We start from the raw sequence: 24,912 nt of genomic DNA, 5'->3' as shown, positions 1-24,912 counted from the left end.
ACATCGCCGCCTTGCTGCGCGACACATCCACGCCTCGAAAGATCGATTGCCGCTTGCATGAGCCTGGTTAGTCATCGACCCCGTCACCCAAGCGCAGCCTTCGCTCGCCACATCCATGCCAGGGCCATGCCACTCGCCAAGCCTCCAAGGTGTGCGGCCATACTCACCTCGGGAGTGAAAGATATCGCCAGGCCAACGATCAAAATCGCCCTTAGCCGTCGGTAGCTGGACAACGATATCCCCGGCCGGCGCCACGTGGATACAAGACCGGCCCCCAGCAAAGCGAAAAGTGCGCCCGAGGCACCCAACTCAATCGAAGCCGGCCCATTGTGGTGAACGAGAAGAATGGCGACGCCGCCCAGGATCGCCCCGGCAACGCTGATCACCAGGGTGGCGCGCGGCCCCAGCGCACGTTCAACGACTGGTCCGCATATCCATAGCCCTAGCGTGTTCAGGCCTATATGCCACCAGGCCGAATGCAGTAGCGCATAAGTAAGCAGGCGCCAGTATTGTCCATGCACGATTCCCGTCACCGGAAGCGCCCCGAGGCGCATCAGCATGGCCTGGTTACCAGGCGCATGCGTGATCAGCTCGACAAAAAAAATCACCCATATCGCGACGAGCCACAGGGTCGTACATGGGGTGCGCCGCAGTACATCAGTCATGCGCTCGAAGCGTAACGTTTCGGCAGGGGCATGCATAAAAGTTTCCTTTTCTCGAGGAAACATGGTGCCGCACCGCTCCACCCCTATCAGCTGGCGTCAGTCATGATCTGCACCTGACGAAAGTCACCTCGCCGATGGGTTGTGGGCGACAGGTATCGCAGCCTGCCCATGCCCAGCTGCATATCGAACTGGCAGCCTGCCAGATAAGCAAGCGAGCACCTGGATCGGATGGCGAACCACATAGCGATACACGCAACAGGGCAATTGGCGAAAGAAGAGGTGCGCGCCATCGTATTCGTGGACGCCGATCAGTGCAGGCCGCCATGGCCAGGTCCCGGCCTAGCTGATCTGCTCGATCCAGCGCCAATGACTCATTCGACTCAGCGAGCATCCACCTCATCCCGCCTGCTATCCGGGCGATGCTGTTTCTTTGTGGTGGTCGTAGCTGATCACCCGGCTGAGCTGCCAGCTACCGTTGCGGTATCTCCACAGGTGGATGAATCGCCCCACCGCGTCGCAGCGGCCGGTGCTTAGCTCGCAAAAGCGGTGCTCGCCGATTTCGACCGCGCCATAGTCCTTGATGGGATAGACCTCCAGCGTGCCGGGCATAAGTTCGCGACGAAGTTTTCCGCATATGGCGTGCCGGATGCTTTCGACCATGTTCGCGCGTCCGAGCGTCAAACCGCCTTTGTCGTGGTAGAACTCGATATCCGGGGCGATATAGCGCGCAAATGTGACGAGGTCGCAATGGTTATAGGCATTGAACAGCGCGCTGTCCTGCGCGGCGATGGTGACCGTGAGCGGCGTGCCGGCTATCGCCGGATGTGAGGCCGGTCCAGCCCAGGCGAATGGTATGGCGAACATGGCGGCAAGGCATGCGACCGCCGAATGCCCTGGATGCAAGAGCATGAATATCTCCTTGTGCAAGCTTCGATGTTGAGCCTGAGCATTACCCAAGATGCGGCCACGGCATGGACGGTTGCACACCAGACAGCGCTACGGACATGCCTTGGCGGGCCCTGACGCACACTGCTGCCAGATGCCGTCAGCAGAAACTGAAGGCGAGGTGGCCCGAACGGTGCGCCATGCACGACGATGCAGGCATCATCGGCGAACTGCTTCCGCCACGGCTGTGCGCATGTCATCACGTTCCACCCTTGCACCGGTCGCGCTCGCGATTGGCGCGCTGCTGATCAGCATGGTGTCGTACCAATGCGGTGCGTCGCTGGCCAAGCATCTTTTTCCGCAGGTCGGCGCGCAGGGCGCCACCGCCTATCGGCTTGGACTCAGCGCATTGATCCTGCTGCTGTGGCGCCGGCCGTGGCGCCGCTCTGGCCGCAAGCGCGACTGGCGCGCGCTGTGGGGGTACGGCCTGTCGATGGGCGCCATGAATCTGGTGTTCTACCTGTCGCTGCGCACGATTCCGCTGGGCATTGCGGTCGCGCTGGAATTCACCGGGCCGCTGGCATTGGCCTTGCTCGGCTCGCGCCGGCTGCTCGACTTTATCTGGATCGCATTGGTGGTGGCTGGCCTGGGCTTGCTGCTGCCGCTGCGTGGATCGGTGCAGTCGCTCGATCCGGCGGGCGTGATGTATGCGCTGGCCGCCGGCGTGGGCTGGGTGCTGTATATCGTGCTGGGCAAGCAGGCCGGCGCGTCGCATGGCGCGGACGCGGTAACCCTCGGCACCTCGATCGGCGCTTTGCTGACGATCCCGTTCGGCATCGCCCATGCCGGCCATGCCTTGCTGTCGCCGTCGCTGCTGCCGTATGCGCTGGGCGTGGCAGTGCTCAGCTCGGCCCTGCCCTATTCGCTGGAGATGATCGCGCTGACCCGGCTGCCGGCCCGTACATTCAGCACCCTGCTGAGCCTGGAGCCGGCGGTTGCGGCGGTGGCCGGCGTGTTGTTACTGGACGAACAGCTCAGCCTGCTGCAGTGGCTGGCGATCGTCGCGATCATCGTGGCGGCCGCCGGTACCGCGTTGAGCGTGCGCCGGCCCGCGCTGGCCGAACCGCTGGCAAACTGAAGAGCGCGGACGCCGTCAAGCAGCCCCTAACACGAAAACCGGCCAGATCGCGTAATCTATGCGCCTGTCGCCGCGGCATGCCCGGCGCTCGTAAGGCACGGCCCCCACGCCTCCTCCCGCGAGTCATTGCTTGGCGCGGCACGTATCCCTATTGCAACCGAGAACACGAACCATGGTGGCTTTGGCGACCGAACAAGTCATTGACGTACATCACTGGAACGACAGTCTTTTCAGCTTTCGCACCACGCGCGACCCGAGCTTCCGCTTCGACAGCGGGCAGTTCGTCATGATCGGCCTGGAAGTAGAGGGCCGCCCGCTGATGCGCGCGTATTCCATTGCCAGCGCCAGCTGGGAAGAGCACCTGGAATTCTTCTCCATCAAGGTGGAGAACGGTCCGCTTACCTCGCGCCTGCAGCATCTGAAGCGCGGCGACAGCATTACCGTCAGTCGCAAGCCGACCGGCACGCTGGTGCTTACCGATCTCAAGCCGGGCAAGCACCTGTACCTGCTCGGCACGGGTACGGGACTGGCGCCCTTCATGAGCATCATCCGCGATCCGGATACCTACGATCGTTACGAAAAAATCGTGCTGGCGCACGGCGTGCGCAATATCGACGACCTCGCCTATTCGGATTACCTGCAGAACGAACTGCCGCAACACGAATACCTGGGCGAGCTGGTCCGCCAGAAACTGATCTACTACCCCACCGTGACGCGCGAATCGTTCCGCAACCGCGGCCGCATCACCGACAACATCGTCGACGGCGCCATGAGCCAGGCTGTCGGCCTGCCGCCGCTCCATCCGGATACCGACCGCCTGATGCTGTGCGGCAGCCCGGCCATGCTCGATGATCTATCCGCGCTGCTGGATGCGCGCGGCTTCCAGGCCTCGCCGCGCACGCGCGAACCGGGCGATTACGTGATCGAGCGGGCGTTCGTGGAGAAGTGATGCACGCCTGCGCGGCGTCGCCCTGGGGTCGCGGCGCTGCGTACGGCGAAACCCTGAGTCAAGCAGATGGATCAGTCGCGCACGCGCCCTTTGCCTTCGTTATCCCAATATCCGAAGATCCTGCGCGCAATCAGTTTGTATAGCCGCTTGCCGGTGGCACGCCACAGTCGCGAGTGCGGCGCGGGCGTTTGCAGCATCGCCTGCTGGCGCGCGGTGAGCGCGTGCATGCAATAGGTACGCTTGTGCTTGAGCAGATGACGCAAGTCTTCGCGCGCCAGCAGGCGGAACAGGCGACCGCGGCGACCACGGGTCCAGGCGATCTGGAAATCCACCAGGGCCGGCCGTCCATCGGTACGCACCAGCCAGTTGGGTTCTTTCGCCAGGTCGTTGTGCACGATGCCGCGGCGATGCAGTTGCGCAAGCAGGCGCAATGCATCGCGGTAATAGGACGGATCGCGCGGCTGCGCCTGCTGCATCGGCTGCCCGGCGATATAGCCGCGCAGCAATTCGCGTCCGTTCCAGCCCAGTAACGCCGGCACCCCATCGACACCATGCAGCTTGGCCAGCGCGCGCGCTTCGCGTGCGGCGGCACGCTGGGCGAAGACGCGCGCCCACCAGCGCGCGGCGCGGATATCGCGGCGGATCATCCGCACGCTATCGCGCTCGATGAGCTCGATCCGCCCAAGTTCGTCGGCTTTCAGCAGGATGGGAGCAATATCTGGCACAGGACTACCGGAAAAAGAGAGACATGCGACTTGCCGGCTGGAGGCTGGCCCATGACTATTGTGGCCGATTCGCGGCGATGCTGCCCAAGGAACGCACCCGGACCATGCCCGATATCGCCCTGTACGTACTTGCCATCGCACTGATCCTGTTCGGCCTGATCGGCACCGTGCTGCCGGCATTGCCCGGCATGCCGATGATCTTCGGCGGCATCTGGCTGGCTGCCGCCGTGGATGGCTATCGGCATATCGGCAGCACCTGGCTGATCATCCTTGGCGCGCTGGCGGCGTTCGGCGTGATGATGGATTTCGTGGCGGCGTCGCTTGGCGCCAAACGTGTCGGCGCCAGTTCGCTGGCCGTATGGGGAGCTTCCATCGGCACCGTGGCGGGGCTTTTCTTCAGCCTGCCCGGCCTGGTCCTCGGACCGTTCATCGGCGCGTTGCTGGGCGAACTGGTCTCCGGCAAGAGTGTGCTGCGCTCCACCCACGTGGGCATCGGTACCTGGCTGGGCCTGCTGCTCGGCGCGCTGGTAAAACTGGTGCTGTCGATCGTCATCGTGGCGCTGGCTGCCGGAGTCTGGCTGCTGCACACCTAGGGATGCTCTGACCAATGCCACCCTCACACTTCCGGGCCATGACACGCCGCCGGAGAAGCTTCTAAGCTCGCCCCACTTCAACCTGGGGATCTCTGTCATGAGCAAACGCCTCGCCCTGACCGCGGCGATCGCACTGGCTGTTGCCGGATCGGCGCACGCCCAATCCATGCAGACGCCCGCGTGGGTGGCGCGCAGCAATGCCGATGCCCAGACCCTGCTCGACGTTACCGCCCGCTTCACGCCCGAAGCGGCCACGCAACTGGGCATGACCGGCTATGACGGCAAGGTCACTGATCTGAAGCCCGATTCGGATGCGCGCATGCGCGCGGCATACGTCGATGCCCGCTCCAAGCTGCGCGCGACGCTGGCAACGGAGCAGGACACCAACGTTCGCCAGGATCTGCAAATCATGATCCATGCCGCCGACCTGCAGATCGAAGGCATCGAACTCAACGATAAATACCTGCTGCCCTACCAGGACGTCGGCCAGCTGATCTTCAATGGCGAATTCTCGCTGCTGCGCGACGAAGTAGCCGCCAACCGCCGCCCCTTCGCACGCGAGCGCCTGCAATGCTATGTCGGCCAGGCGCCCGGTTGCACGCCCATCACCAAGCTGGCCGAAGCGCAGACCGTCGCGCAATTGGCCAACCGGCCATTGCTCGGTCCGTACAAAGGCAACGTGGACCAGCAACTGGCCAACACCCAGCGCTATGTGCAAGGCGTGCGCCAGCTGTTCGCCAAATACAAGCTCGACGATGCGCGCAGCAAGGCGGCGCTCGATGCCATGGATGCCCAGCTCAAGGATTACGATGCCTGGGTCCGCAGCACCATCGTGCCGCGCGAACGCACCGACTTCCGCCTGCCCAAGCCGCTATATGTGTTCAGCCTCAAGCAGGTGGGCATCGACATTCCGCCGGAAGCGCTGATCAAGCAGGCCCAGCTTGAATTCGTGGAGCTGCGCTCGGCCATGCAGATGATGGCGCCGACCGTCGCCAGGGCCGAGGGTTTTTCCGCCACCGATTACCGCGACGTCATCAAGGCGCTGAAACAGCAACAGCTCGGCAAGGACGACGTAGTGCCGTGGTACCACCAGGTGATCGGCCAGATCCAGGACATCATCCGCCGCGAACACATCGTTACGCTACCGCAGCGCGAGATGCAGATGCGACTGGCTTCCGATGCGGAAACCGCCAACGTGCCCGCGCCGCACATGGACCCGCCGCCGCTGATCGACAACCATGGCGAGCGCGGCACCTTCGTGCTGACCATGGGCAATCCGTCGGGCCACGCGCATGCCGCCGATACCTATGACGATTTCACCTTCAAGGCCGCGGCCTGGCCGCTCACCGCGCATGAAGGACGTCCCGGCCACGAGTTGCAATATGCCGCGATGGTCGAACGCGGCGTATCGCTGGCGCGCAGCCTGTTCGCGTTCAACAGCGTGAATGTGGAAGGCTGGGCCCTGTATGCCGAATCGGAAATGCTGCCCTACGAACCGCCGGCCGGACAGTTCACCACCCTGCAGTTCCGGCTGATGCGCGCGGCGCGCGCCTTCCTCGACCCGATGTTGAACCTCGGGCTGATCACCCGAGCGCGCGCGCATGACGTGCTGCGCTACGACGTGGGCTTGTCCGAGGCGATGACGCGCGAGGAACTGGACCGCTTCACCTTCGACAGCCCCGGCCAGGCTACCGCGTACTTTTACGGCTACATGCGGCTGCAGCAGCTGCGCCTGGAAACCGAACTGGCGCTGGGCAAGGATTTCAATCGCCAGGCCTTCAACGACTTCATCATCGCCCAGGGCCTGCTGCCACCGGACGAGTTGGCGGAGGCGGTGCGGACGCAATTCATTGCGCAGCAGCCGCCGCAGCCGCCCAGGTAATCAACCTCGGGCACCGTCATTCCGGCGCAGGCTGGAATGACGGTGGACGTTTGGCCGCCTATATCGAAGTCGCTGGAACAACATAGAAAAACACCGCCAGGAACTGCAGCGCGCTTCCGGCCAGCACAAAGAAATGCCATACCGAATGGTGGTACGGCAGGCGACGCCACAGATAGAACGGCACGCCCAGCGTGTAGGCCATGCCGCCCGCCAGCAGCAGCAGCATGCCGCCGGTTTGCAGATGAGCCAGCAAGGGACGGAACGCCGCGATGCCGATCCATCCCATCGCCACGTACAGCAGTACCGCCAGGCGGCGATAACGCTTGAGCATGCCCAATTCCAACGCGCTGCCCAGCAAGGCCAGGGTCCACACGATGCCGAACAGGCTCCAGCCCCAGGCCCCGCGCAAGGCGATCAGGGTAAACGGCGTGTAGGTGCCGGCGATCAGCAGGAAGATCGCGATGTGATCCAGCGTGCGCAGCATGCGCCGCGCCGATTCCATGCGGATGGCGTGGTAGAGCGTGGATGCCGTGTACAGCAAGATCAGCGATATGCCGTAGACCGCGCTGGCCAGCACGTCGCTGGCAGTGCCGGTGCTGGCGGTACGCATGACCAGCAGCGCCAGCCCGATGACGCTGAGCAGGATGCCAATACCGTGGATCACGCTGCTGGCCAGCTCGTCGCCGAAACCATAGCGTGGAAGCACCGCCTCGCTTGATGCATTCATGCCAGCCATTCCCAGGCCCCGGATTAGACGGGGCGAAGCCCGCACCTTAGCGGCCCGGCCCCGGTTTGCCTATGGAAAAGCCAGGGATGCTCTGATCAATGCTACGCAGGCATCACCAGCTCTGTCTGTTCGCAGACCATAGGTTCGTTGGCGCACGCGGGGAGGGTACATGGAGCGAGGAAGCGATGCGGACAGACAGAGCCGGCCCCAACATGTTGAATTTGAAGCGATGGGGTGATGCCGCCTGCGTAGCATTGATCAGAGCATCCCTAGGGTTCGATGATGAAAGCACCGAAGGCAATACCCAGGTTCCAGCCGCGCCCCTTGCCGCTCAGCGCAAGGGAAACGTTGCCCTTGGTCAGCACCTGGCTATCGGCGCTGGCCTGCGCGCCGGCATGCGCTTCGGCGCTGGCGTAATGGCCCAGCACATCGTGGATATCGTAGACACCGGTGAAGTTGCCGCGGCCATCGTCGACCTGCGTCTTGCCGAAGGTCAGGCCGCCGCCCTCCGCGCGCAGGTGCACATTCATGCGCTGGCCGTTGTCGCAGCTGATGGTGCCGCTGCCTTCGGCCCGCTTATAGAACGCCGACCATCCCGACAACTGGAAATGCATGCGGCAATTGATATCGCGGCTGGCGTGCGCCGGCGCTGCCATACCAAACCAGGCGCAACACAGCATCGCCGCCGCCCCAGCCGATTTCATGATGCGTTTGCTTGCCATGGTGTCGCCCTCGTCATGGTGTCCGGCCGATTGTGGCAGGCGCCACTGCGCTGGACTCGTGAAGGTGGCGATCACCTGACCTGCACATTGGGCCAAGTGCCGCCTTCGCAAAATACCTGCCACGGATATCGCTTCCCCGTTATCTGTTAATCCTGCAGCCCCGCATCCCCCTCATGCGGGGTTTTTTTTGGCCTGCCATCCGCCCGACCGATTCCCCGGCCGACATCGTCGCCGCCGGCAAGGGCCAGCCACCCATCGCAGGTGCAAGGTCGATCGTCGTGATAGGCGGCGCTGTCGCCGCGCTTGCACGGGATATGGACGGCTATTGCGCAAACCGAAGCAGCCGGCATAGGCTGGAGCCGCGCCAGCACGATCCCCCGGCATCCCCATGCCGCGTGTCCGACGCAACACCATCCACATCGTCGTCAGGAGGTCGCTTATGCCGTCCGTAAGCCTGGCTGTCGTTCGTCGTGCGCATCCGGACAGGGTGCGCGTTGCCGCGCTCAGTGCGGCCATCACTCTCAACCTTGCCGTATTGCTGGTTGCCCTGCGTCCACTGGCGCCGCAGGTGACACAGGTATTCGCATCGACGAAGGTCCAAACCGTGCGCTTCATCGAGCCGCCGCCGAAAGCCCCGCCGCCACCCGATATCCAGGTGAAGCCATTGCCCCGGACGGTTCCCGTCGCCTCGCCGGTGCATGTACCTGCGGTGCAAACCGTGCAGCCGCCCGTCATGACCACCCCGCCAACCATCGAACCCTCTGACAACAGCAAGCCCGTCACCGCAACGCCAGCTCACACTGACTTGCCCATGATGGCACCGGGGGTGGTGTCGCTGGCTTATCGTTCCTCGCCGCTGCGTTTTCCGGTACAGGCGATGCGCATGCACATGGCCGGCACGGTGGTGTTGCGCGTATTGGTCGACGAAACCGGCAAACCGCTCGAGGTGGTGGTCGAGCACGGCAGCGGTCATGCGCTGCTGGATAAGAGCGCGCGCGAACAGGTGCTGGCGAACTGGCAATTCCAGCCCGCCGTGGTCGATGGACACGCGGTCAAGGCATGGGCGCGCGTCCCGGTGAGCTTCGCGCTGCAGGAGCTTTAAAAGCGTGCGGCCAAAGCACCCGCCCCTGCACGCAGGAGCGGGTGTCGTTTCAGCGCGATGCCGGCAGCGTGGCCGGCCGGCGCACGGCATGCACGATCACCCACACCAGCCCGAACAGGAACAGCGCAGGCAGGCACACCGGCAGCAGCGACAAGGCGATCACCGGCAATATCAGCAACATCACCAAGCCGCCGATAAACAACCCGATGGCGCCCGCCAACAGGCCGAACAATCCACCGATCAGGCCAAAGACCAACTTGAAGACCAGGCCGACGACCGACCCGATCACCCATAGCATTCCCACTATTACGGCTATTGCCAGCAACTCGATCATGTCCGTTTCTCCGCAATCGGCCTTACGGTCAGATGCGCCTCGCCCAGCCAAGGTTTAAGGCACGAGGTCGGGCTTAAGCATCAGGCTTAAGCATAGGCCGGCAGATCCCGGTATCCATGCCCTGGAAGTCACGGCTATTGCGAAATAGGTACCTATGCGGGTCTTACGGCCATTTAACGGGGGGCATGGTCCACTGCCGCCATCTCCGGTTTGCCTACGAAGTCTATGCGTAACTACAGACACAGTCTCAAAGCGTTGCGTGATATAGCGCTGACGCACACGCTTGAAAAAAATCCGGATCTCGCGTCGCTCTCGCGTGAACTTGGCGCCATCATTCACCGCGATGCACAAGCGCTGGCGCGTGGCTTGTCCGATCTGCGCCGGCACCATCACGGCTTGGGACGCTGGCTGTTGGCGCGGCGTGGCCGCCCGGGCGTGAGCGTGCTGGTGATGGCCTGGCCGCCCGGCTACATCTCGCCGTCGCACGATCATGCGGGTTTGTGGGGGATCGAACTGAGCCTGTACGGCGCCCTGGAAGTGGAATCGTGGTCGCGCAGCTCTACCGCCGAACCGTGGCAGTTGCGCGGCCGCGACTGGCTGGGCCCTGGCGATGCCACCTGGTTCGATGCCGAACCGCCCTACATGCACCGCTGCCGCAATCTTTCGCGGCAGGAAACCGCGCTGACGCTGCATGTCTATGGCGGCGATCTCGAGGATTACACCACCTACGAGCAGGCCGCTTCCGCACCCGCCTGGCAAGGCCTGCCGCAACGCGCAAGGATTGCCGGTCAGCTTCGCGTCTGATATCAAAACAGATCCGGTTTCATCCACGTTGCAAGGATTTACATGTTTCGACGGGTCGCCATTATCGGCGGCGGCGCCGCGGGGGCCACGCTGCTCAGTGAATTGCTGGAGCGCCCGGCAGCGCAGCCACTGCATCTGGACTGGTATACCGGAACCGGCACGCCTGGACGCGGCGTGGCTTACGGCACACGTTCGGAACGGCACCTGCTGAACGTGCGCGCGGCAGCGATGGGCATGTTCGCCAGCCGTCCCGGCGGCTTCCTGGAATACATGCAGAAACGCGATCCGACGATCGCGGGCACGGATTTCCTGCCGCGCTGCTGGTACGGCGAATACCTCGAAAAGGAAACCGCCCAGGCGCTGGCCCGCGCGAAAGAAAACGGCCACGACGTGCGCGTGGTGCCGTATGACGTCGATGCGATGGTGCCCGAGCACGATGGCGTCATCATTTTCCAGGGTGAATCCACCACCCGCGTCGACGCCGCCGTGCTGGCGGTCGGTGCGCTTACGCCCCGCCCGCTTCCGCATGTCGACGATGCCGCGCTGGCCAGCGGGCGCTACGTCACGCTGCCGTGGTCCCTGCTTGCCGACGCCAAACCCGACACCCAGGCCCATCATGTTGCGGTGATTGGCCTGGGGCTGACCGCCGTCGACGTGATCGTGGAACTTGCCGCGACATGGCCCAACGCCCGCTTCACCGCGATCTCGCGCCATGGCGTGCTGCCGGAAGTGCATCAGGCGAGCGCCTCGCTGCCGTTCGAGGACAGCGCCGAACTGGTCGAAACAATGCGCGACGCGCCCGATATCCGCACCTGGCTGCACCTGGTGCGCGAAGCGATCGGCCATACCGATGACTGGCGCCGCGTCATCGATTCGCTGCGTCCGCACACGCCGGAACTGTGGCGCCTGCTGCCGCAAGCCGATCGTGCGCGCTTCCTGCGCCACGCGCGCTGGGCCTGGGAGCGCGCGCGCCATCGCCTGCCGCCGCAGGTGGCCAAGGCGGTGCAGGCACTCGAACAGCAGGGCCGGCTCAAGCGCCTGCGCGGCCACATGCGCGGCGTGCGGCTCACCGAACGCGGTCTGCGCATGCGCTACACGTCTAACGGCAGCGGGCTGGAACAGTCGCTCGACGCGGACCTGATCGTCCAGAGCGTCGGCCTGGAAACCGATGTGCGCCAGACCCAGCATCCCCTGCTGCAGCAATTAATGACCAACGGCCACATCCGTTCCGACCCGTTTGGCCTGGGCATCGATGCCCGCCCGGATGGCCGCCTGCTGCATAACGGCCAGGCATGGCCACGGCTGTTCGCGCTCGGCAGCATGTTGCGCGGCACGTTATGGGAATCGACCGCCATGCCGGAAATCCGCCAACAGGCGCGGCAACTGGCCGACCGGCTGTTGGCCGATTGAACCACCTGCATAGCGCCAGCAGCAGCGCGAGCCAGGTACAACGTCACGCCAACGCGATGGCGACAGCGAAGACGACAAGCGCACATCGCTGACATGCAGCACTGACCAGGCCCGCAGGGGAACAGGCCGAGAGAGGGGATAATCCGGCGCAGTGGCGATCGGCCGCCGCTTCGATAAAACTCACGCAAGCGCTTCCCGCATCGCGCCCCCGCCTTCGAACGCGGGGAGGCGGCGACCCAAAACCCCATCGATCCTTTCGCCATGAGCTTTCCGCAGCTTCTTACCCTGCTTGTCATTGCGCTGCACATCACGGGCATCGTCGTGGCAACGCACGCGGTCATGCACACCCGCACCCCGCAGGGCGCGTTCGCCTGGGCACTCGGCCTTGCATTGCTGCCCTATGTCACCTTGCTGCCGTACCTGTATCTCGGGCGCAGCCATTTTTCCGGATATATCACGCTGCACCGCAGCCATCGCCAGCGCCTGTCGCAGGCTTCCGAAGGCAGCGAACTGGCCGGCTTGCCGCCCTCGTGCACGCGGTACGGCGCGCTGGCGCGGATGCTGCAGGGCACCTTTCATCCCGGGCAGCAACTGCGGCTGCTGATCGATGGCGAGGCCACCTTCGAGGCCATTTTCGACGCCATCGCGCAGGCCGAGCGCTGCGTGCTGATGCAGTTCTTCATCTTCCACGACGACGAGCTCGGCCGGCGCATGCAAAAAGCGCTGCTGGAACGCGCCGCAGCCGGCGTGCAGGTGCTCGTGCTGTTCGACGGCATCGGCAGCCATGCCCTGCCCCGCCATTATGTCGAGCGCCTGCGGCAGGGCGGCGTGGCGATCCATCCCTTCGCCACGCAACGCCACCACAACCGCTTCCAGCTCAATTTCCGCAATCACCGCAAAATCGTGGTGGTCGACGGCTGGCTGGGATTCCTCGGCGGACTGAACGTCGGCGACGAATACCTCGGCCTGAAACCGCCGCTTGCGCCATGGCGCGACACGCACCTGCAAATGAGCGGTCCGGCGGTGATGGACCTGCAACGCAGCTTCGCCGTGGACTGGCACTGGGTAACCGGCGAGTTGCCGCCGATGCTGCCGCCACGCCCCGCGCAGGGCGACGCCTATACGCTGATCGCCGCCACCGGGCCGGCCGATCCACAGGAAAGCTGCTCGCTGTACTTCACCGTCGCGATCAACGCCGCGTGCAAACGCCTATGGCTGACCACGCCCTATTTCGTGCCCGACCAGGCGGTCATGTCCGCGCTGCGGCTGGCGGTGATGCGCGGCGTCGACGTGCGCGTGCTGATTCCCTCGCGCGCGGACCATCACGCGGTATTCCTCGCTTCCACCCTGCACGCCCACGACGCTATCGAAGCCGGTATCCGCATCTATCGCTACCAGCCGGGTTTCGTGCACCAGAAGGTCATCCTGGTCGACGACGACACCGCCAGCGTCGGCAGCATGAACCTGGACAACCGTTCGTTCCGGCTCAATTTCGAGATCGGCGCATTGAACGTGGATCGCGCCTTCGCCGCAGACGTGGAACGCATGCTGCTGGACGATTTCGGCAAGGCGGTGGAAATCACCGGCGACGAATACCGCCGCGCACGCTATCCACGGCGGCTGGCCATGAACGTGGCGCGGTTGTTCGATCCGATCCTGTAAATCCGCTGCGGCAGCCGATCAATCCCCGCGCAGCGCTCCGCGCCAGTCGCCGCCAAGCACCAGCCAGCCCACGCCCGCGCCCACCAGCGCACCCACCATCTCCCAGAACACGCGCAGCCCGATACTGTCCGGGTCGTGTACCTGCGCCAGCTTGGCCTTGAGGAACTGGATCGATTCGGTCTGGCCGTAATTGAAATAGACCAGGTCCCACATGTCGCCGCTGGCGGTCAGCGCCAGCGACAGCAGGAAGGCCACCGCGAGCTGCCGCAGCGGGCTCCAGCCGGCCCGGCGGCCGATGGCGTGCACGACCAGATACAGCAGCAGCGCGGCGACGGCGCTGATGGCACCGGCTTCCAGGCCACCGGTCAGGCCATAGCCCATCCACGATTGGTCGTAATGCATCGATGCTTTTCCTGCGGCTATCCGGATTGATCGCTTGCATTATGCCGGCGATTGGCAGTGGAATCTTGCGATTCGCACCAGATCGCCACTCTCATGCACAGCCATGCCGCCTTGCTCCTTATCGATGTGCAACCGGATTTCATGCCGGGCGGCGCGTTGGCCTGCCATGAAGGCGATGCCATCGTTCCCGGCATCGAACACCTGTTGCAACGGCGGCTGTTCCGGCACACCGTGGCAACGCAGGACTGGCATCCGCGCGGCCACGTTTCCTTTGCCAGCATGCATGCGGGCAGAAAACCATTCGAGTCGATCCAGTTGTACGGTTGCCCACAAACGCTATGGCCCGATCACTGCGTGCAAGGCACGCCCGGTGCAGCGCTGCATCCGGGCATCGACTGGTCGCCACTCGACCTGATCCTGCGCAAAGGCAGCACGCAAGAGGTGGATTCCTATAGCGGCTTTCGCGAAAACCACGGCGCAGACGGCCAACGCCCCAGCACCGGGCTGGCCGGCTGGCTGCGCGAACGCGGCGTCAGCGAGGTCTACGTAGCCGGCCTGGCACGGGACGTATGCGTGCTATGGACCGCGCAGGATGCGCTGGCGCTGGGCTTTCGCGCGCACATGATCCGGGACCTCACACGACCGGTGACGCCGCAAAGCGATGAAAACACGCACGCGATGCTGGCGGCGGCGGGGATCGGCATCGTCGAGGCTTCCGAGTTGCGTTAGCGTCTTCCGTCCGAAGAATCTGGACAAGCCAGCGCACAGCGCGATGCCTGCATTTGCGTCCGGAACCTGGAACATGTCTGTCGCTAGTTTCCGGTAGCGGGGATAGCTGCGGACCAGCAAACGTGGACGGCCATCAAGCCTCATCCTCTCCGGCCACGCTCACGTGCGGCTCGTCATCGGCACCCACCCACACTTCCACGCTGATCGGCCGGCAGCACACCTGGCAATCTTCGATGTAACGCTGGTCGCCGGCCGAAGCATCCAGCAGGATCTCGATGCGCTCGCCGCAATAGGGACACTGGATATGGCGCGAAGCGAGCATGGCAGTCAGCGTCCTGCCCGCGCGGCGAGTTGCGCGATCGCGGCGGGAATGGCCGCCGGCGTGTCGACGGTCAGCATGCGCGGCGCGTCCGCCTCGCCGAGGTTGTGTTCCATCTCATGCTCCCAGGTGACGTGATAAGGCATGTGCACCCCCCAGCCGCCCAGGCGAATCACCGGCTCGATATCCGAGCGCAGCGAATTGCCCACCATCGCGAAGTGTGCCGGTTCCAGCGCGAATTCCGCGAGTACGCGGCGATAGCTGGCCGTATCCTTCTCCGAGACGATTTCGATCCGGCGGAACAGGCCGGCCAGGCCCGACTGCACCACTTTCTTCTCCTGATGGAACAGGTCGCCCTTGGTAATCAGCACCACCGCATGCCGCTCGGCCACCGCGGCAATCGCCTCGCGCACGCCGGGCAGCAATTCCACCGGATGCTGCAGTATGGTCTTGCCTGCTTCCACCAGCTGATGGATGTCGTTGGCTGAAATGCGTCCATCGGTCATCGCAATCGCCGTTTCCACCATCGACAGGGTCATGCCCTTGGCGCCGTAGCCGAACAGCTTCAGGTTGCGCCGCTCGGTAGCGAGCATGCCGGCCTGTACGCCGGCGGCGCCTACGTCCACGTAGCGCCCGAGGATGGCGAGGAAGCGCGCGCTGGCCTCGCGGTAATAGCCTTCGCTGTGCCAGAGCGTATCGTCGCCGTCGAAGCCGATGAGCTTGAGCATGAATACCAACACCTTTGCCTGGCAGGCCAGCTTAGCGCCCTCGCCGCACCGGCGCATCGCGCATGTCGTGATGCGCGAGGCGAGCGCTACAATCGACCTGGCGTCGGCGCAGGAGTCATCACATGCTGGACAAGCTGGTTCTGTCATTCCGGCGAAGGCCGCGCGTGGTGCGCTTCGGCGGCCGGCCGTTCGTCTCCGAAGGTTTGAAAGAACACTTCTGGGACGATTTCTACCATCGCGCCCTCACCATGACCTGGCCGGCGTTCTTCGGCCTGGCCACCAGCGTATTCCTGATACTCAACGCAGTGTTCGCGATGATCTACCAGGTCGATCCCGGCGGCATCGCCAACCAGTACCCGAAAGGGCTGGCCGGGGCTTTTTTCTTCAGCGTGGAAACGCTGGCCACGGTGGGTTATGGCGACATGCATCCGCAATCGATCTACACCCACCTGGTGGCGACCGTGGAGATCATCGTCGGCATGGGCAATATCGCGGTCACCACCGGCCTGATCTTCGCGCGCTTCTCGCGCCCGCGCGCCAAGATCGTCTTCGGCAAGCATCCCATCGTGCGCACGATCGACGGCAAGCCGACATTGATGATGCGTGCCGCGAACATGCGCCTGAACCTCATTGCCCAAGCCTCCGCCCAATTGCACCTGCTGCGCATGCATGCCACGCCGGAAGGTTTCCAGCTGCGCCGCATCGAGGATATGAAACTGGTGCGCGATCGCCATCCGGTGTTCGTGCTGAGCTGGAACCTGATGCATGTCATCGACGAGAGCAGTCCGCTCTACGGCGTCTCGCCGGAAAGCCTCGCCGCCAGCGAGGCGGCCGTGCTGCTGACCATCGAAGGCGTCGACGAAACCACCTCGCAATCGATGCTGGCGCGCCAGCAATGGGATATCAAGGAAGTGCGCTGGAATCACCGCTACATCGATCTGGTGCGCCGCGATCCGAACGGCATCAACGTGATCGACTACACCATTTTCGATGAAGTGCTGCCGCTGGACGACGAAGCCAACCCGCTCAGCTGAGCCGTGCCAGGCGGCGAGTAACACACCAGGCCCCAGCGCGCTGGCGGTCCGCATCGGTATCCGGCACCAGCCGTACTTCGATGCAACCGGTGGTCGCCCAGGGAACGGTTACGCGATGCCCCCGCGCGACAGCCCAGTTCTTGTCCTACAGTGCGCCAACGCCCCGGCCTGTTCCGGCGACAACCTTTCAACTGCGCGAACGGGAACGTTGACCATGCGTGCCACCCTGCGTTTCCTGCTTATCCTGGCTTGCGTACCAGCGTTGCTACCGACGGCGCACGCCGCGAGCGCGCCAGGCTTCGATACCCGTCCGGAGCAGGCGCTACTGATGCGCCTGCTGCCACACCAGGCGAACCAGTTCGAACTACGCCCCCTGCCCGCCGCGCCGCGCCACGAGCACTTTCGCATCTCGGCCGCGGACGGCCACATCAAGGTGGAAGGCAGCACCCCAAGCGCGCTGCTGTTCGGCGTCAACTGGTATTTGAAATATGTCGCGCACGTGCAGCTATCGCCCAATGGCGATCGCGTTGGTACCGCTCCGTTCCCATTGCCCACGACAGTGATCGAACAGCAGACGCCTTATGCCTACCGCTATGCATTGAACCAGAATGTCGACGGCTACACCGCGCCGTATTGGGATTGGCCGCGCTGGCAGCGGGAGATTGACGTGCTGGCGTTGTCCGGCATCAACGCGGTGCTGGTCGAGCGCGGCATGGATAGCGTGCTTTACCGAACTTTCCACGACGTGGGTTATACGGATCGCGATATCCGCGACTGGCTCACCCAGCCCGCGCACCAGAACTGGCAATGGATGGGCAATCTGTGCTGCTTCGACGGACCGATCAGCGCGGCCCTGTTGCAAAAGCGCGCGGCCTCGGCGCAACAGATCGTTGCGCGCCTGCGCGAGCTGGGCATCACGCCCGTGCTGCCGGGCTTCTACGGTATCGTGCCCAGCGATTTCCAGAACCGGTTTCCGGCAGCGCACGTCGTGCCGCAAGGCGAATGGGCCGGCTTCACCCGGCCGGGTTGGCTCGATCCGCGCGATCCGATGTTCGCCAGGCTCGCCGCCGCGTTCTATCGCCATCAACGCGAGCTGTTCGGCGACAGCGATATCTACGATATGGAGGTGTTTCAGGAAGGTGGCGATGCCGGCGATGTGCCGGTCGCCGACGCGGCGCGCAAAGTGCAGGGTGCGATGCTGGCCGCGCATCCGGATGCGCGCTGGATGATGCTCGCCTGGCAAGGCAATCCACGCCAGGACCTGTTGGCCGGGGTCGATCGCCGGCACCTGCTGATCATCGACATCGATCACGACCGGGTTCCGCGCGATCACCGCCAGCGGGATTTCCAGGATGCGCCGTTCCTGTTCGGCGGTATCTGGGCATTCGGCGGCCGCACCACGCTCGGCGCGAACACCCGCAACCTCACCGAACGGCTGCAGCGGCTGGGCCGCAGCAACGGCAACATGGCCGGCACCGCCGTCTTTACCGAGGGCATGGACACCAATCCGTTTGCCTTCGATCTGTTCACCGAGATGGCCTGGCGCAGCGAACCCGTCGACCTCGCGCAATGGACGGCCGATTATGTGCAACGCCGTTACGGCGCGAGCGATCCGCATGCATTGGCCGCATGGAACGTGTTGCTGCATACGGCCTATGGCATCCGCATCGACCAGGTGGTGTTCAACAGCGAGCGCGATGCGGCGCAGGAATCGCTGTTCAATGCACAGCCGGGCCTGTCGGTGAACCGTGCCTCGCACTGGTCGCCCGAGGCGATGCGCTACAGCGCAAAAGCATTCGGACAGGCGCTGCCCGATCTGCTGCAGGTCGCGCCGGCGCTGCGCGGCAGCGAAACCTATCGCTACGATCTGGTGGATATCGCTCGCCAGACGCTGGCCAACGAAAGCCGCGTGCTGCTACCCCGGATCAAGAGCGCCTACGAGAGCAAGGATCGCAAGCGCTTCGAAGCGCTCACCCAGCGCTGGTTGCAGCTTATGGATTTACAGGATGAATTGCTCGCCAGCGACCGTTTTTTCCTGCTCGGCGGCTGGCTCGCGCAAGTACCGCCATGGGCGTCCACGCCAGGAGAGCGCACGCGATTGGACTACGATGCCCGTTCCATTCTCACCACCTGGGGCGATCGAAAAGCGAGCGAAAGCGCCAACCTGCACGATTACGGCAACAAGGATTGGGCCGGCCTCACTCATGATTACTATCGCCTGCGCTGGCAAGCCTACTTCCGCTCGCTGGACGACGCGCTGCGCACCGGCGCACCCGCCAAGCCGATCGACTGGTTCGCGCTGGGCGATGCATGGAACCGCGGCACGCAGTTGTATGCCGATAAGCCCGTGGGCGACGCCTACACCATCGCCAGCCGGGTTGCCGCGGCGCTGCGGCTCACGCGACGCTAGGGGTTCGCCACGCCGACCGGCCATCTCAGCGCACGCGGATCGCCTCTTTACGATGGCTTGACGATCTTCCCCAACTTACTGTGGACGATGCAAATGGGTTCGCCTCTATCCTGCATGAATTCCTTATAGGCCTGGTCGGCACCATCCCAGCGCGCGACGGAAGCATCGCAGTCATCCACGACGATGATGCCGCCAGGAAGCAAAACATCATAAAGCTCGTGAAGGCTCTTCTTGATGGGCCGATAAAGGTCGACATCGAGCAGGCAGAACGAAAGCGGCCCTAGCGTGGTGAGGTCGAATTGGTTGACGTCGGCCTGGATGGAGCGCACGCGCGTGATGCCGTTCTGCTTCATGGTTCCGTCGAACCATCGCTTCTTGTTGGACTGGAAGCCTTTGAACATATCGCGGCTCTTACCTCTTTCATCGACTTCGACGCGAATATCTTCCGCAACAAAGCCGCAAAAAGTGTCCACGGCGAAATAGTCCTTCGTGATGCCCTGGGCGTCCATGTATTTATTGAGAAACACCGTGGCGGAACCGTCGAAGCAACCCACTTCGGCAATGCTGCCTTCCACATACCGGGTGGCTTCGATGCACTGGCATAGGTAGCTCAGCTGCGGGGGCGTAAAGTTATAGGCATAGCGCGGAAAGAAGTATCGGCGCAGCGGAGAGCTGAATTGTGCCTCTTTGACAAATTTCGCGACCTGCGGATTCATCAACGGACTCCTGATGTCGAGTTGACTCAAGATGTCTGCGCGAGATCGGGCGGTATGGTCGAACGCTGACAGCTGCCTGGCTTTCAATGCGAAGCCACCTGTCCCTTCACAAAAATGTCTTGCTCCTCCCCATTGCGCGGGATTGTACTCCAAAGTTTTTTGGCCGGAGGCAGGGTGGTTTTCATCCCGCTGTCCTGGATACCCTCACTTTGAGCTTGGGATAAGACCCGAATTTTGTCGAAAGCGCGTGAAGATATTCCAAGAGGCGACGCAGGCTTGAGCTTGAGCCCGCTTCTTCCGGCGGCATCAAGCGCGCGCGGCTTTCAGCATCGCCCCAACGGCGATCGATAGCTCGTTCTGGTTGAACGGCTTGCGCAGGAATTGCAGGCCTTCGAGCGTGGCATCGGAAACCAGGCGCAACGCGGTATAGCCGGAGGTCAGCAGGATCGGCGTGCCCACGTGCCGGGAGGTGAGCGCACGCGCCAGGTCGATACCGTTCATGTCGCCCGACATCACCACGTCGGAGAACACCAGGTCGATGTGTTTCCCGCTCTCCACGATATCCAGCGCACGGCGTCCGCTGTCGGCTTCGAGTACGGAGTAGCCCAAGTCTTGCAGCAGGCCGCAGGTGACGGTGCGCACGTCGTCGTCGTCTTCGACCACCAGCACCACGCCTTTACCGCGAGTATCCATGTGCGGGCGCGTATCCGTGGCGACCGCGGGGGCTTCATGGGTTCTGGGCAGGTGGATCGACACGGTGGTGCCACGGCCCGGCTCGCTCTGGATGCTCACGAAGCCGCCGGATTGACGGGCGAACCCATAGACCTGGCTGAGCCCCAGCCCGGTGCCTTTGCCGACTTCCTTGGTGGTGAAGAACGGCTCGAACACGCGCGCGATCAATTCAGGCGTCATGCCGACGCCGGTATCGGCGACCGCGACCGTGACGTACTCGCCGGCCTTCGCGTCATAGGCCGACGCGGTCTGTTCGTCGAGCGCCTCCAATACCGTGATGATGCGCAGGTGGCCTCCGCGCGGCATGGCATCGCAGGCATTGATCGCGAGGTTGAGAATCGCCGTTTCCAACTGATGCGGATCGGTGCGGCAAAACCAGCGCTGCGCCGCCGGCTCGATAGTCAATTCGACCGTTTCGCCGATGGCGCGATCGAGCAGGCTGCGGAACGTGCCAATGAGATCATCGATGCAGATCGCCTCGGCGCGCAGGTCCTGGCGGCGCGAGAACGCCAGCAACTGCTGGGTGAGCTTGGCGCCGCGCTCGACGCCATGGCGGGCCGCGGCAAGCAGGCGGCTGGTGCGGGCGTCCCTTTCCGCCCGCACATCGAGCATGTCCAGGCTGCCGCCGATCACCATCAGCAGATTGTTGAAGTCATGCGCGATGCCTCCGGTCAACTGGCCGATCGCTTCCATCTTCTGCGATTGCCGCAATTGTTCCTCGATCAAGCGCCGGTGCGTCACGTCCGAAACCACGCCGGCGATACTCACCGCGCGCCCATCCTGATAATGCGTGCGGGCTTTCAGCTGCACCCAGCGCAGGGCATGGTCGTTGCCGCGCGTGATGCGCTTTTCCAGTTGCACGGCGCCGGTACCTGTCGCCGCGGCGAATCCGCGGGAGACTTCGGCGCGGTCCTCTTCGATGAATTGCGACAGGATCGTTTCCAGCGGTTCGCCCTGCGATCCGCCGGCCAACCCGAAGATTTCCGCGTAACGCGGCGAATAGTTGATGGCGCCGTTGTGCAGGTCCAGGCTCCAATAGCCCATGCCCGCGGCTTCCAGCGCCAACTGCAGGCTGTCTTCGATCCGACGACGTTCCTTGACCTCGTTGGCCAACTGCTGGTTGGCGGCGGCCAATTCATGGCTGCGGCGCCGGCTATGGGTCAGGTCGGTAATGACCGCGCACAGCACCGGCGTCGCCGTCGTTTCCGTTTCCAGGTTTGCTACCGAAACATTCACGGGCACCGCGGCCCCCGACGCGGCCACCAAGGTGAACTCGGCTGAGCGGCCGAAATCCGTGCCGCCCTTCAGCAATTGCTCGAAGGCGATGCGTTCATCGGGTGAAAGAAAATCGATGATGCTGCCGCCGATCAGCGATTCGCGCTTGACGCCCAGCAGCGTGGCGAAACGCTGGTTGCAGTACAAGGTCATGCCATCGTCGCTGAGCGACACCGCGCCTTCCTGCATCTGCTCGACCAAGATCCGGTAAGGTTTGTCCGCGCCTTCGAGCGTGTAGACCACGCTTCCGCGCGGACCGCCGATGACCACCGCGTCGACCTCGCCGTTGCGGATCGCATCGAGGGTCTCCTCGGCTTCGAGCAACCGCTGCCGCAGCTCGGCGGTCTCCGCGTCGTCCACGCTCTGCAAGACGTTGGGGAAAAACGAGTCGTTCATGGATTTTGCGGGGACTCCGGAGGCAAGGGCGCGAGATTCAGGCCGGCCAGCACGCGCTCGCGGTCGGACAGGTCGCCGATGATCTTGCGCAAAGGCTCGGGCAGTATCTTGACCAGGGTCGGCGTGGCGACGATTTGCAGTTCCCGCGTCGCTTCGGGACTTTCGTAGACATCGATGACTTCGAGATCGTACAGGCCATGCAGGTTTTCCTCGCAGATGCGGCGCATGTTGTGGATGGCGCGTGTGGAGCGCGGCGTGGAACCGGTGATGAACAACCGCAGCTTGTACTGTGGCCGGTCCGTTTCGGCATGGTCGCCGCTGCCGGCGTTCATGCGCCTCCCCCGGCCCTGAGGCGGATATCCAGCCCGACCAGCACGCGCTCGGTGTTGGAAAGGTCGCCGATGATCCGTTTCAACGGCGGCGGCAGCCGCCGTACCAGCGTGGGCAATGCCACGATCTGGTCACCGGCGGCCAGTTGCGGCGTGATCAGCAGGTCGATTACTTCGATGCTGTAGCGTCCCGCGAGGTGTTCCTCGCAGATGCGCTTCAAGTTGGCGATGGCGGCAAGGGACTTGGGATTCTGCCCGGCGACATACAGCCGCAAGTTGAAGTTGCCGTCTTCGTCGGTTTCGATAACCTCATCGGCACTCGACGGTGCTTCACCCGGATAGTCGTGCATCATTTGCGTTTGCCTCGTATGGCCGCCATCTCAGCTCGCGTGGCGCCGAGCATGGCCTCGCGATTCTCTTCCTGTTCGATGAACATATTCGTTTCGACCTCATCCAGTGCAAGTTGGGCGCGCAGCTCTTCGATCTGGCGTTCGGTTGCCGCATGTCGGCGTTGCAACTCGCGCCGGCGCAGTTCGACTGCCTGCTGCCGGCGTGCAGTGTCTTCCCGCTCGCGCGCCTCCTGCGCCAGCCGCGCCGTGCCGGTGAGTACGCCGTCGGGACCGATATAGGCATCGATGATCTTGAAGCCATGCGAGGTAAGCTGATATTCGCGCAACTGCTTGGAATGGCCCATGCCACGCGCCTTGATCACGTACAACACGCGATTGCGCTCACCGTTGGCTTCCACATCGGCAAGGGAAATCCAGGTGTCCATCAAGGAAGATACGCTGCGCTCGCGCTCGCTCGAGGCGTCGGCCGCCGCCGAAAGGCTGGTGAAGATAGCAGTGAGACCGCGGCTTTTGCAGACATCCGCCAGTCGCAGCAGAGTGGCGTGAATTTCGTAGGAAGGGCCGCTGAATGCGGAAATGGGATCGACGATCACGGCACTCGGCTTGAACCGCTCGATATCGCGATGCATGCGCGCCAGATGCATTTCGAAACCGTAGAGGCTCGGGCGAGCCGCCTCGAAATGCAGCAGACCGCTCTGGACGTGCTGCTGCAGCTGGATGCCTACCGAACTCATGTTGCGGATGATCTGTTCGGGAGATTCCTCGAAGGCGAAGAACAGGCAGCGTTCCCCGCGCGTACAGGCCGCGTCGACGAAGGCCGCGGCCATGGTCGACTTGCCGGTGCCGGCCAGGCCGGAAATCAGCACGCTCGAACCCTGGAAATAGCCACCCGCGCTCAGCATGTCGTCAATGCCGGGCACACCGGTCGAGACCACTTTCCGCGAGACATTGTGCGCCAGGCCTGCCGAGGTGATGGGCAGCACGCTGATGCCGTGCTCATCGATCAGGAATGGATATTCATTGGTACCGTGCGCCGAGCCGCGATACTTCACCACCCGCAGCCGCCGTGTACTGATCTGGTCCTGGACCCGGTTGTCGAGCAGGATCACGCAATCGGAGACGTACTCCTCGATGCCGTAGCGTGTCAGCTGGCCTTCGCCCCGCTCGCCGGTGATGATGGCCGTGACGCCTTTGCTCTTCAGCCACGCGAATAGCCGGCGCAGCTCCGAACGCAGGATGCGGCTATCGCTAAGACCGGCAAACAGGGCTTCCAGGGTATCGAGCACCACGCGCTTGGCGCCGATCGAGTCGATCGCATGCCCGAGTCGTACAAACAATCCTTCCAGATCGTAATCGCCGCTCTCCTCGATCTCCGCCCGTTCGATGTACACGTGATCGATGCACAGCTTTTTCTGCGCGACGAGTTCTTCCAGGCGATAGTTGAGCGAGGCGACGTTGGCTTCCAGGTCTTGCTCGCGCTCCTCGAAGCTCATGAACACGCCCGGCTCGCCGTAAGTGACCGCGCCATTGACCAGGAAGGTCACGGCGAACAGGGTCTTGCCGCAGCCGGCGGCACCACAGACCAGCGTGGGCCTGCCACCGGGCAGGCCGCCGAGCGTCAACTCGTCCAATCCGGCGATACCGGTGGGTGTCTTGTACACCTGCGGGCTCGAAGGATGGCTTCCAGCCAGTGTCGTCATGAGTCATTCCACGTATGAATGGATAGTAGGGAAGGAGGCAAGCCCGGCCGGTTCAAGGCCGCGCTGCGGGGTCAGCCAGGGCTGCGCTCCATATACATCTTTGAAACACGGATGTTGCGGAGGCGTGAAAACGGACCGCGGGCCACACTGAAGTTCGGCGGCGTTCGGCCGATACGTTCATCATCCCGGCTCGA

25 protein-coding genes are annotated in these 24,912 nt (G+C 63.6%); 11 read left to right on the top strand and 14 right to left on the bottom strand.

Translation table 11 applies throughout. From position 1 onward, the window contains the following. Positions 1–83: 83 nt before the first annotated feature. Together ISP15_RS11860 and ISP15_RS11855 are read right to left on the bottom strand one after the other, a co-directional pair. Entirely contained in the window at positions 84–701 is a 618-nt protein-coding gene (locus ISP15_RS11860; protein WP_404547557.1) for a rhomboid family intramembrane serine protease, read from the bottom strand. A 372-nt stretch (positions 702–1,073) separates the two neighbouring features. Then, the gene (locus ISP15_RS11855; protein WP_404547556.1) at positions 1,074–1,574 is read right to left on the bottom strand and encodes a nuclear transport factor 2 family protein; all 501 of its coding nucleotides are present in this window, start codon (positions 1,572–1,574) and stop codon (positions 1,074–1,076) included. Positions 1,575–1,803: 229 nt separating this feature from the next. On the opposite strand from ISP15_RS11855, the gene ISP15_RS11850 reads away from it, so the two are divergent. Together ISP15_RS11850 and ISP15_RS11845 are read left to right on the top strand one after the other, a co-directional pair. Beyond that, on the top strand, positions 1,804–2,688 hold the full coding sequence (locus tag ISP15_RS11850) for an EamA family transporter (protein WP_404547555.1): 885 nt from the start codon (positions 1,804–1,806) through the stop codon (positions 2,686–2,688). A 172-nt stretch (positions 2,689–2,860) separates the two neighbouring features. Further along, positions 2,861–3,637: a ferredoxin--NADP reductase gene (locus tag ISP15_RS11845; protein WP_404547554.1), complete on the top strand. Its 777-nt coding sequence runs from the start codon at positions 2,861–2,863 to the stop codon at positions 3,635–3,637. A gap of 71 nt (positions 3,638–3,708) precedes the next feature. Here the strand turns inward: ISP15_RS11845 and ISP15_RS11840 are convergent, their stop codons facing one another. Beyond that, complete coding sequence (locus ISP15_RS11840; RefSeq protein WP_404547674.1) at positions 3,709–4,284, bottom strand: protein kinase family protein; 576 nt, start codon at positions 4,282–4,284, stop codon at positions 3,709–3,711. Positions 4,285–4,466: 182 nt separating this feature from the next. Between ISP15_RS11840 and ISP15_RS11835 the strand changes: the two genes are divergently transcribed. Together ISP15_RS11835 and ISP15_RS11830 are read left to right on the top strand one after the other, a co-directional pair. After that, positions 4,467–4,955 carry a DUF456 domain-containing protein gene (locus tag ISP15_RS11835; RefSeq protein WP_404547553.1) on the top strand — a complete coding sequence of 163 codons (489 nt, stop codon included), beginning with the start codon at positions 4,467–4,469 and terminating at the stop codon, positions 4,953–4,955. 97 nt (positions 4,956–5,052) lie between these two features. After that, on the top strand, positions 5,053–6,837 hold the full coding sequence (locus ISP15_RS11830; RefSeq protein WP_404547551.1) for a DUF885 domain-containing protein: 1,785 nt from the start codon (positions 5,053–5,055) through the stop codon (positions 6,835–6,837). Positions 6,838–6,895: 58 nt separating this feature from the next. Here ISP15_RS11830 and trhA read toward each other — a convergent pair whose 3' ends face one another. Both trhA and ISP15_RS11820 read right to left on the bottom strand, forming a co-directional pair. Further along, a complete protein-coding gene (gene trhA / locus ISP15_RS11825) occupies positions 6,896–7,564 on the bottom strand; it encodes a PAQR family membrane homeostasis protein TrhA (RefSeq protein ID WP_404547549.1) in 669 nt (222 codons plus the stop codon). 269 nt (positions 7,565–7,833) lie between these two features. After that, positions 7,834–8,271, bottom strand: coding sequence for a hypothetical protein (locus ISP15_RS11820; RefSeq protein WP_404547672.1), 438 nt, complete (start codon positions 8,269–8,271; stop codon positions 7,834–7,836). Positions 8,272–8,725: 454 nt separating this feature from the next. On the opposite strand from ISP15_RS11820, the gene ISP15_RS11815 reads away from it, so the two are divergent. Then, positions 8,726–9,388, top strand: a complete 663-nt coding sequence (locus tag ISP15_RS11815; protein WP_404547548.1) for an energy transducer TonB — start codon at positions 8,726–8,728, stop codon at positions 9,386–9,388. 49 nt (positions 9,389–9,437) lie between these two features. Here the strand turns inward: ISP15_RS11815 and ISP15_RS11810 are convergent, their stop codons facing one another. Beyond that, the gene (locus ISP15_RS11810) at positions 9,438–9,722 is read right to left on the bottom strand and encodes a hypothetical protein (RefSeq protein ID WP_404547546.1); all 285 of its coding nucleotides are present in this window, start codon (positions 9,720–9,722) and stop codon (positions 9,438–9,440) included. Positions 9,723–9,947: 225 nt separating this feature from the next. Here ISP15_RS11810 and ISP15_RS11805 point away from each other — a divergent pair, with 225 nt between their 5' ends. From ISP15_RS11805 to cls, 3 genes are all read left to right on the top strand, one after another. Next, entirely contained in the window at positions 9,948–10,526 is a 579-nt protein-coding gene (locus tag ISP15_RS11805; protein WP_404547545.1) for a cysteine dioxygenase, read from the top strand. A 42-nt stretch (positions 10,527–10,568) separates the two neighbouring features. After that, a complete protein-coding gene (locus tag ISP15_RS11800; protein ID WP_404547544.1) occupies positions 10,569–11,936 on the top strand; it encodes an FAD/NAD(P)-binding protein in 1,368 nt (455 codons plus the stop codon). A gap of 261 nt (positions 11,937–12,197) precedes the next feature. Next, positions 12,198–13,598: a cardiolipin synthase gene (gene cls, locus ISP15_RS11795; protein ID WP_404547542.1), complete on the top strand. Its 1,401-nt coding sequence runs from the start codon at positions 12,198–12,200 to the stop codon at positions 13,596–13,598. Positions 13,599–13,616: 18 nt separating this feature from the next. Here the strand turns inward: cls and ISP15_RS11790 are convergent, their stop codons facing one another. After that, the gene (locus ISP15_RS11790; protein WP_404547541.1) at positions 13,617–14,000 is read right to left on the bottom strand and encodes a hypothetical protein; all 384 of its coding nucleotides are present in this window, start codon (positions 13,998–14,000) and stop codon (positions 13,617–13,619) included. A gap of 93 nt (positions 14,001–14,093) precedes the next feature. On the opposite strand from ISP15_RS11790, the gene pncA reads away from it, so the two are divergent. After that, complete coding sequence (gene pncA, locus ISP15_RS11785; RefSeq protein WP_404547539.1) at positions 14,094–14,729, top strand: bifunctional nicotinamidase/pyrazinamidase; 636 nt, start codon at positions 14,094–14,096, stop codon at positions 14,727–14,729. Positions 14,730–14,862: 133 nt separating this feature from the next. Here the strand turns inward: pncA and ISP15_RS11780 are convergent, their stop codons facing one another. Further along, positions 14,863–15,051 carry a CPXCG motif-containing cysteine-rich protein gene (locus ISP15_RS11780; RefSeq protein ID WP_404547538.1) on the bottom strand — a complete coding sequence of 63 codons (189 nt, stop codon included), beginning with the start codon at positions 15,049–15,051 and terminating at the stop codon, positions 14,863–14,865. A gap of 5 nt (positions 15,052–15,056) precedes the next feature. Continuing rightward, complete coding sequence (locus ISP15_RS11775; protein ID WP_404547537.1) at positions 15,057–15,776, bottom strand: HAD family hydrolase; 720 nt, start codon at positions 15,774–15,776, stop codon at positions 15,057–15,059. Between the two features lie 122 nt (positions 15,777–15,898). Here ISP15_RS11775 and ISP15_RS11770 point away from each other — a divergent pair, with 122 nt between their 5' ends. Together ISP15_RS11770 and ISP15_RS11765 are read left to right on the top strand one after the other, a co-directional pair. Then, positions 15,899–16,810 carry an ion channel gene (locus tag ISP15_RS11770; protein ID WP_404547536.1) on the top strand — a complete coding sequence of 304 codons (912 nt, stop codon included), beginning with the start codon at positions 15,899–15,901 and terminating at the stop codon, positions 16,808–16,810. A 214-nt stretch (positions 16,811–17,024) separates the two neighbouring features. Beyond that, entirely contained in the window at positions 17,025–19,220 is a 2,196-nt protein-coding gene (locus tag ISP15_RS11765) for an alpha-N-acetylglucosaminidase (protein WP_404547535.1), read from the top strand. A gap of 47 nt (positions 19,221–19,267) precedes the next feature. On the opposite strand, the gene ISP15_RS11760 is transcribed toward ISP15_RS11765, so the two are convergent. The 5 genes from ISP15_RS11760 to kaiC all read right to left on the bottom strand — a co-directional run bounded on the left by ISP15_RS11760 (position 19,268) and on the right by kaiC (position 24,718). Further along, positions 19,268–19,936 (bottom strand): TylF/MycF/NovP-related O-methyltransferase, encoded by a 669-nt coding sequence (locus ISP15_RS11760; RefSeq protein WP_404547534.1) that lies wholly within the window; start codon positions 19,934–19,936, stop codon positions 19,268–19,270. Between the two features lie 306 nt (positions 19,937–20,242). Next, positions 20,243–22,339 carry an ATP-binding protein gene (locus ISP15_RS11755; RefSeq protein ID WP_404547533.1) on the bottom strand — a complete coding sequence of 699 codons (2,097 nt, stop codon included), beginning with the start codon at positions 22,337–22,339 and terminating at the stop codon, positions 20,243–20,245. Then, the gene (locus ISP15_RS11750; protein WP_404547532.1) at positions 22,336–22,671 is read right to left on the bottom strand and encodes a circadian clock KaiB family protein; all 336 of its coding nucleotides are present in this window, start codon (positions 22,669–22,671) and stop codon (positions 22,336–22,338) included. Before ISP15_RS11750 ends, ISP15_RS11755 begins: the two co-directional genes overlap by 4 nt. Then, positions 22,668–23,021 carry a circadian clock KaiB family protein gene (locus ISP15_RS11745; protein WP_404547531.1) on the bottom strand — a complete coding sequence of 118 codons (354 nt, stop codon included), beginning with the start codon at positions 23,019–23,021 and terminating at the stop codon, positions 22,668–22,670. Before ISP15_RS11745 ends, ISP15_RS11750 begins: the two co-directional genes overlap by 4 nt. Then, positions 23,018–24,718: a circadian clock protein KaiC gene (kaiC, locus tag ISP15_RS11740; RefSeq protein ID WP_404547530.1), complete on the bottom strand. Its 1,701-nt coding sequence runs from the start codon at positions 24,716–24,718 to the stop codon at positions 23,018–23,020. Before kaiC ends, ISP15_RS11745 begins: the two co-directional genes overlap by 4 nt. Between the last annotated feature and the right edge of the window lie 194 nt (positions 24,719–24,912).

Source organism: Dyella jejuensis (assembly GCF_044904675.1).
In the GTDB taxonomy this organism is placed as follows: domain Bacteria; phylum Pseudomonadota; class Gammaproteobacteria; order Xanthomonadales; family Rhodanobacteraceae; genus Dyella_B; species Dyella_B jejuensis.
Note: the sequence above shows the minus strand (reverse complement) of the source record. Positions and strands in the feature narration are given on the sequence as shown.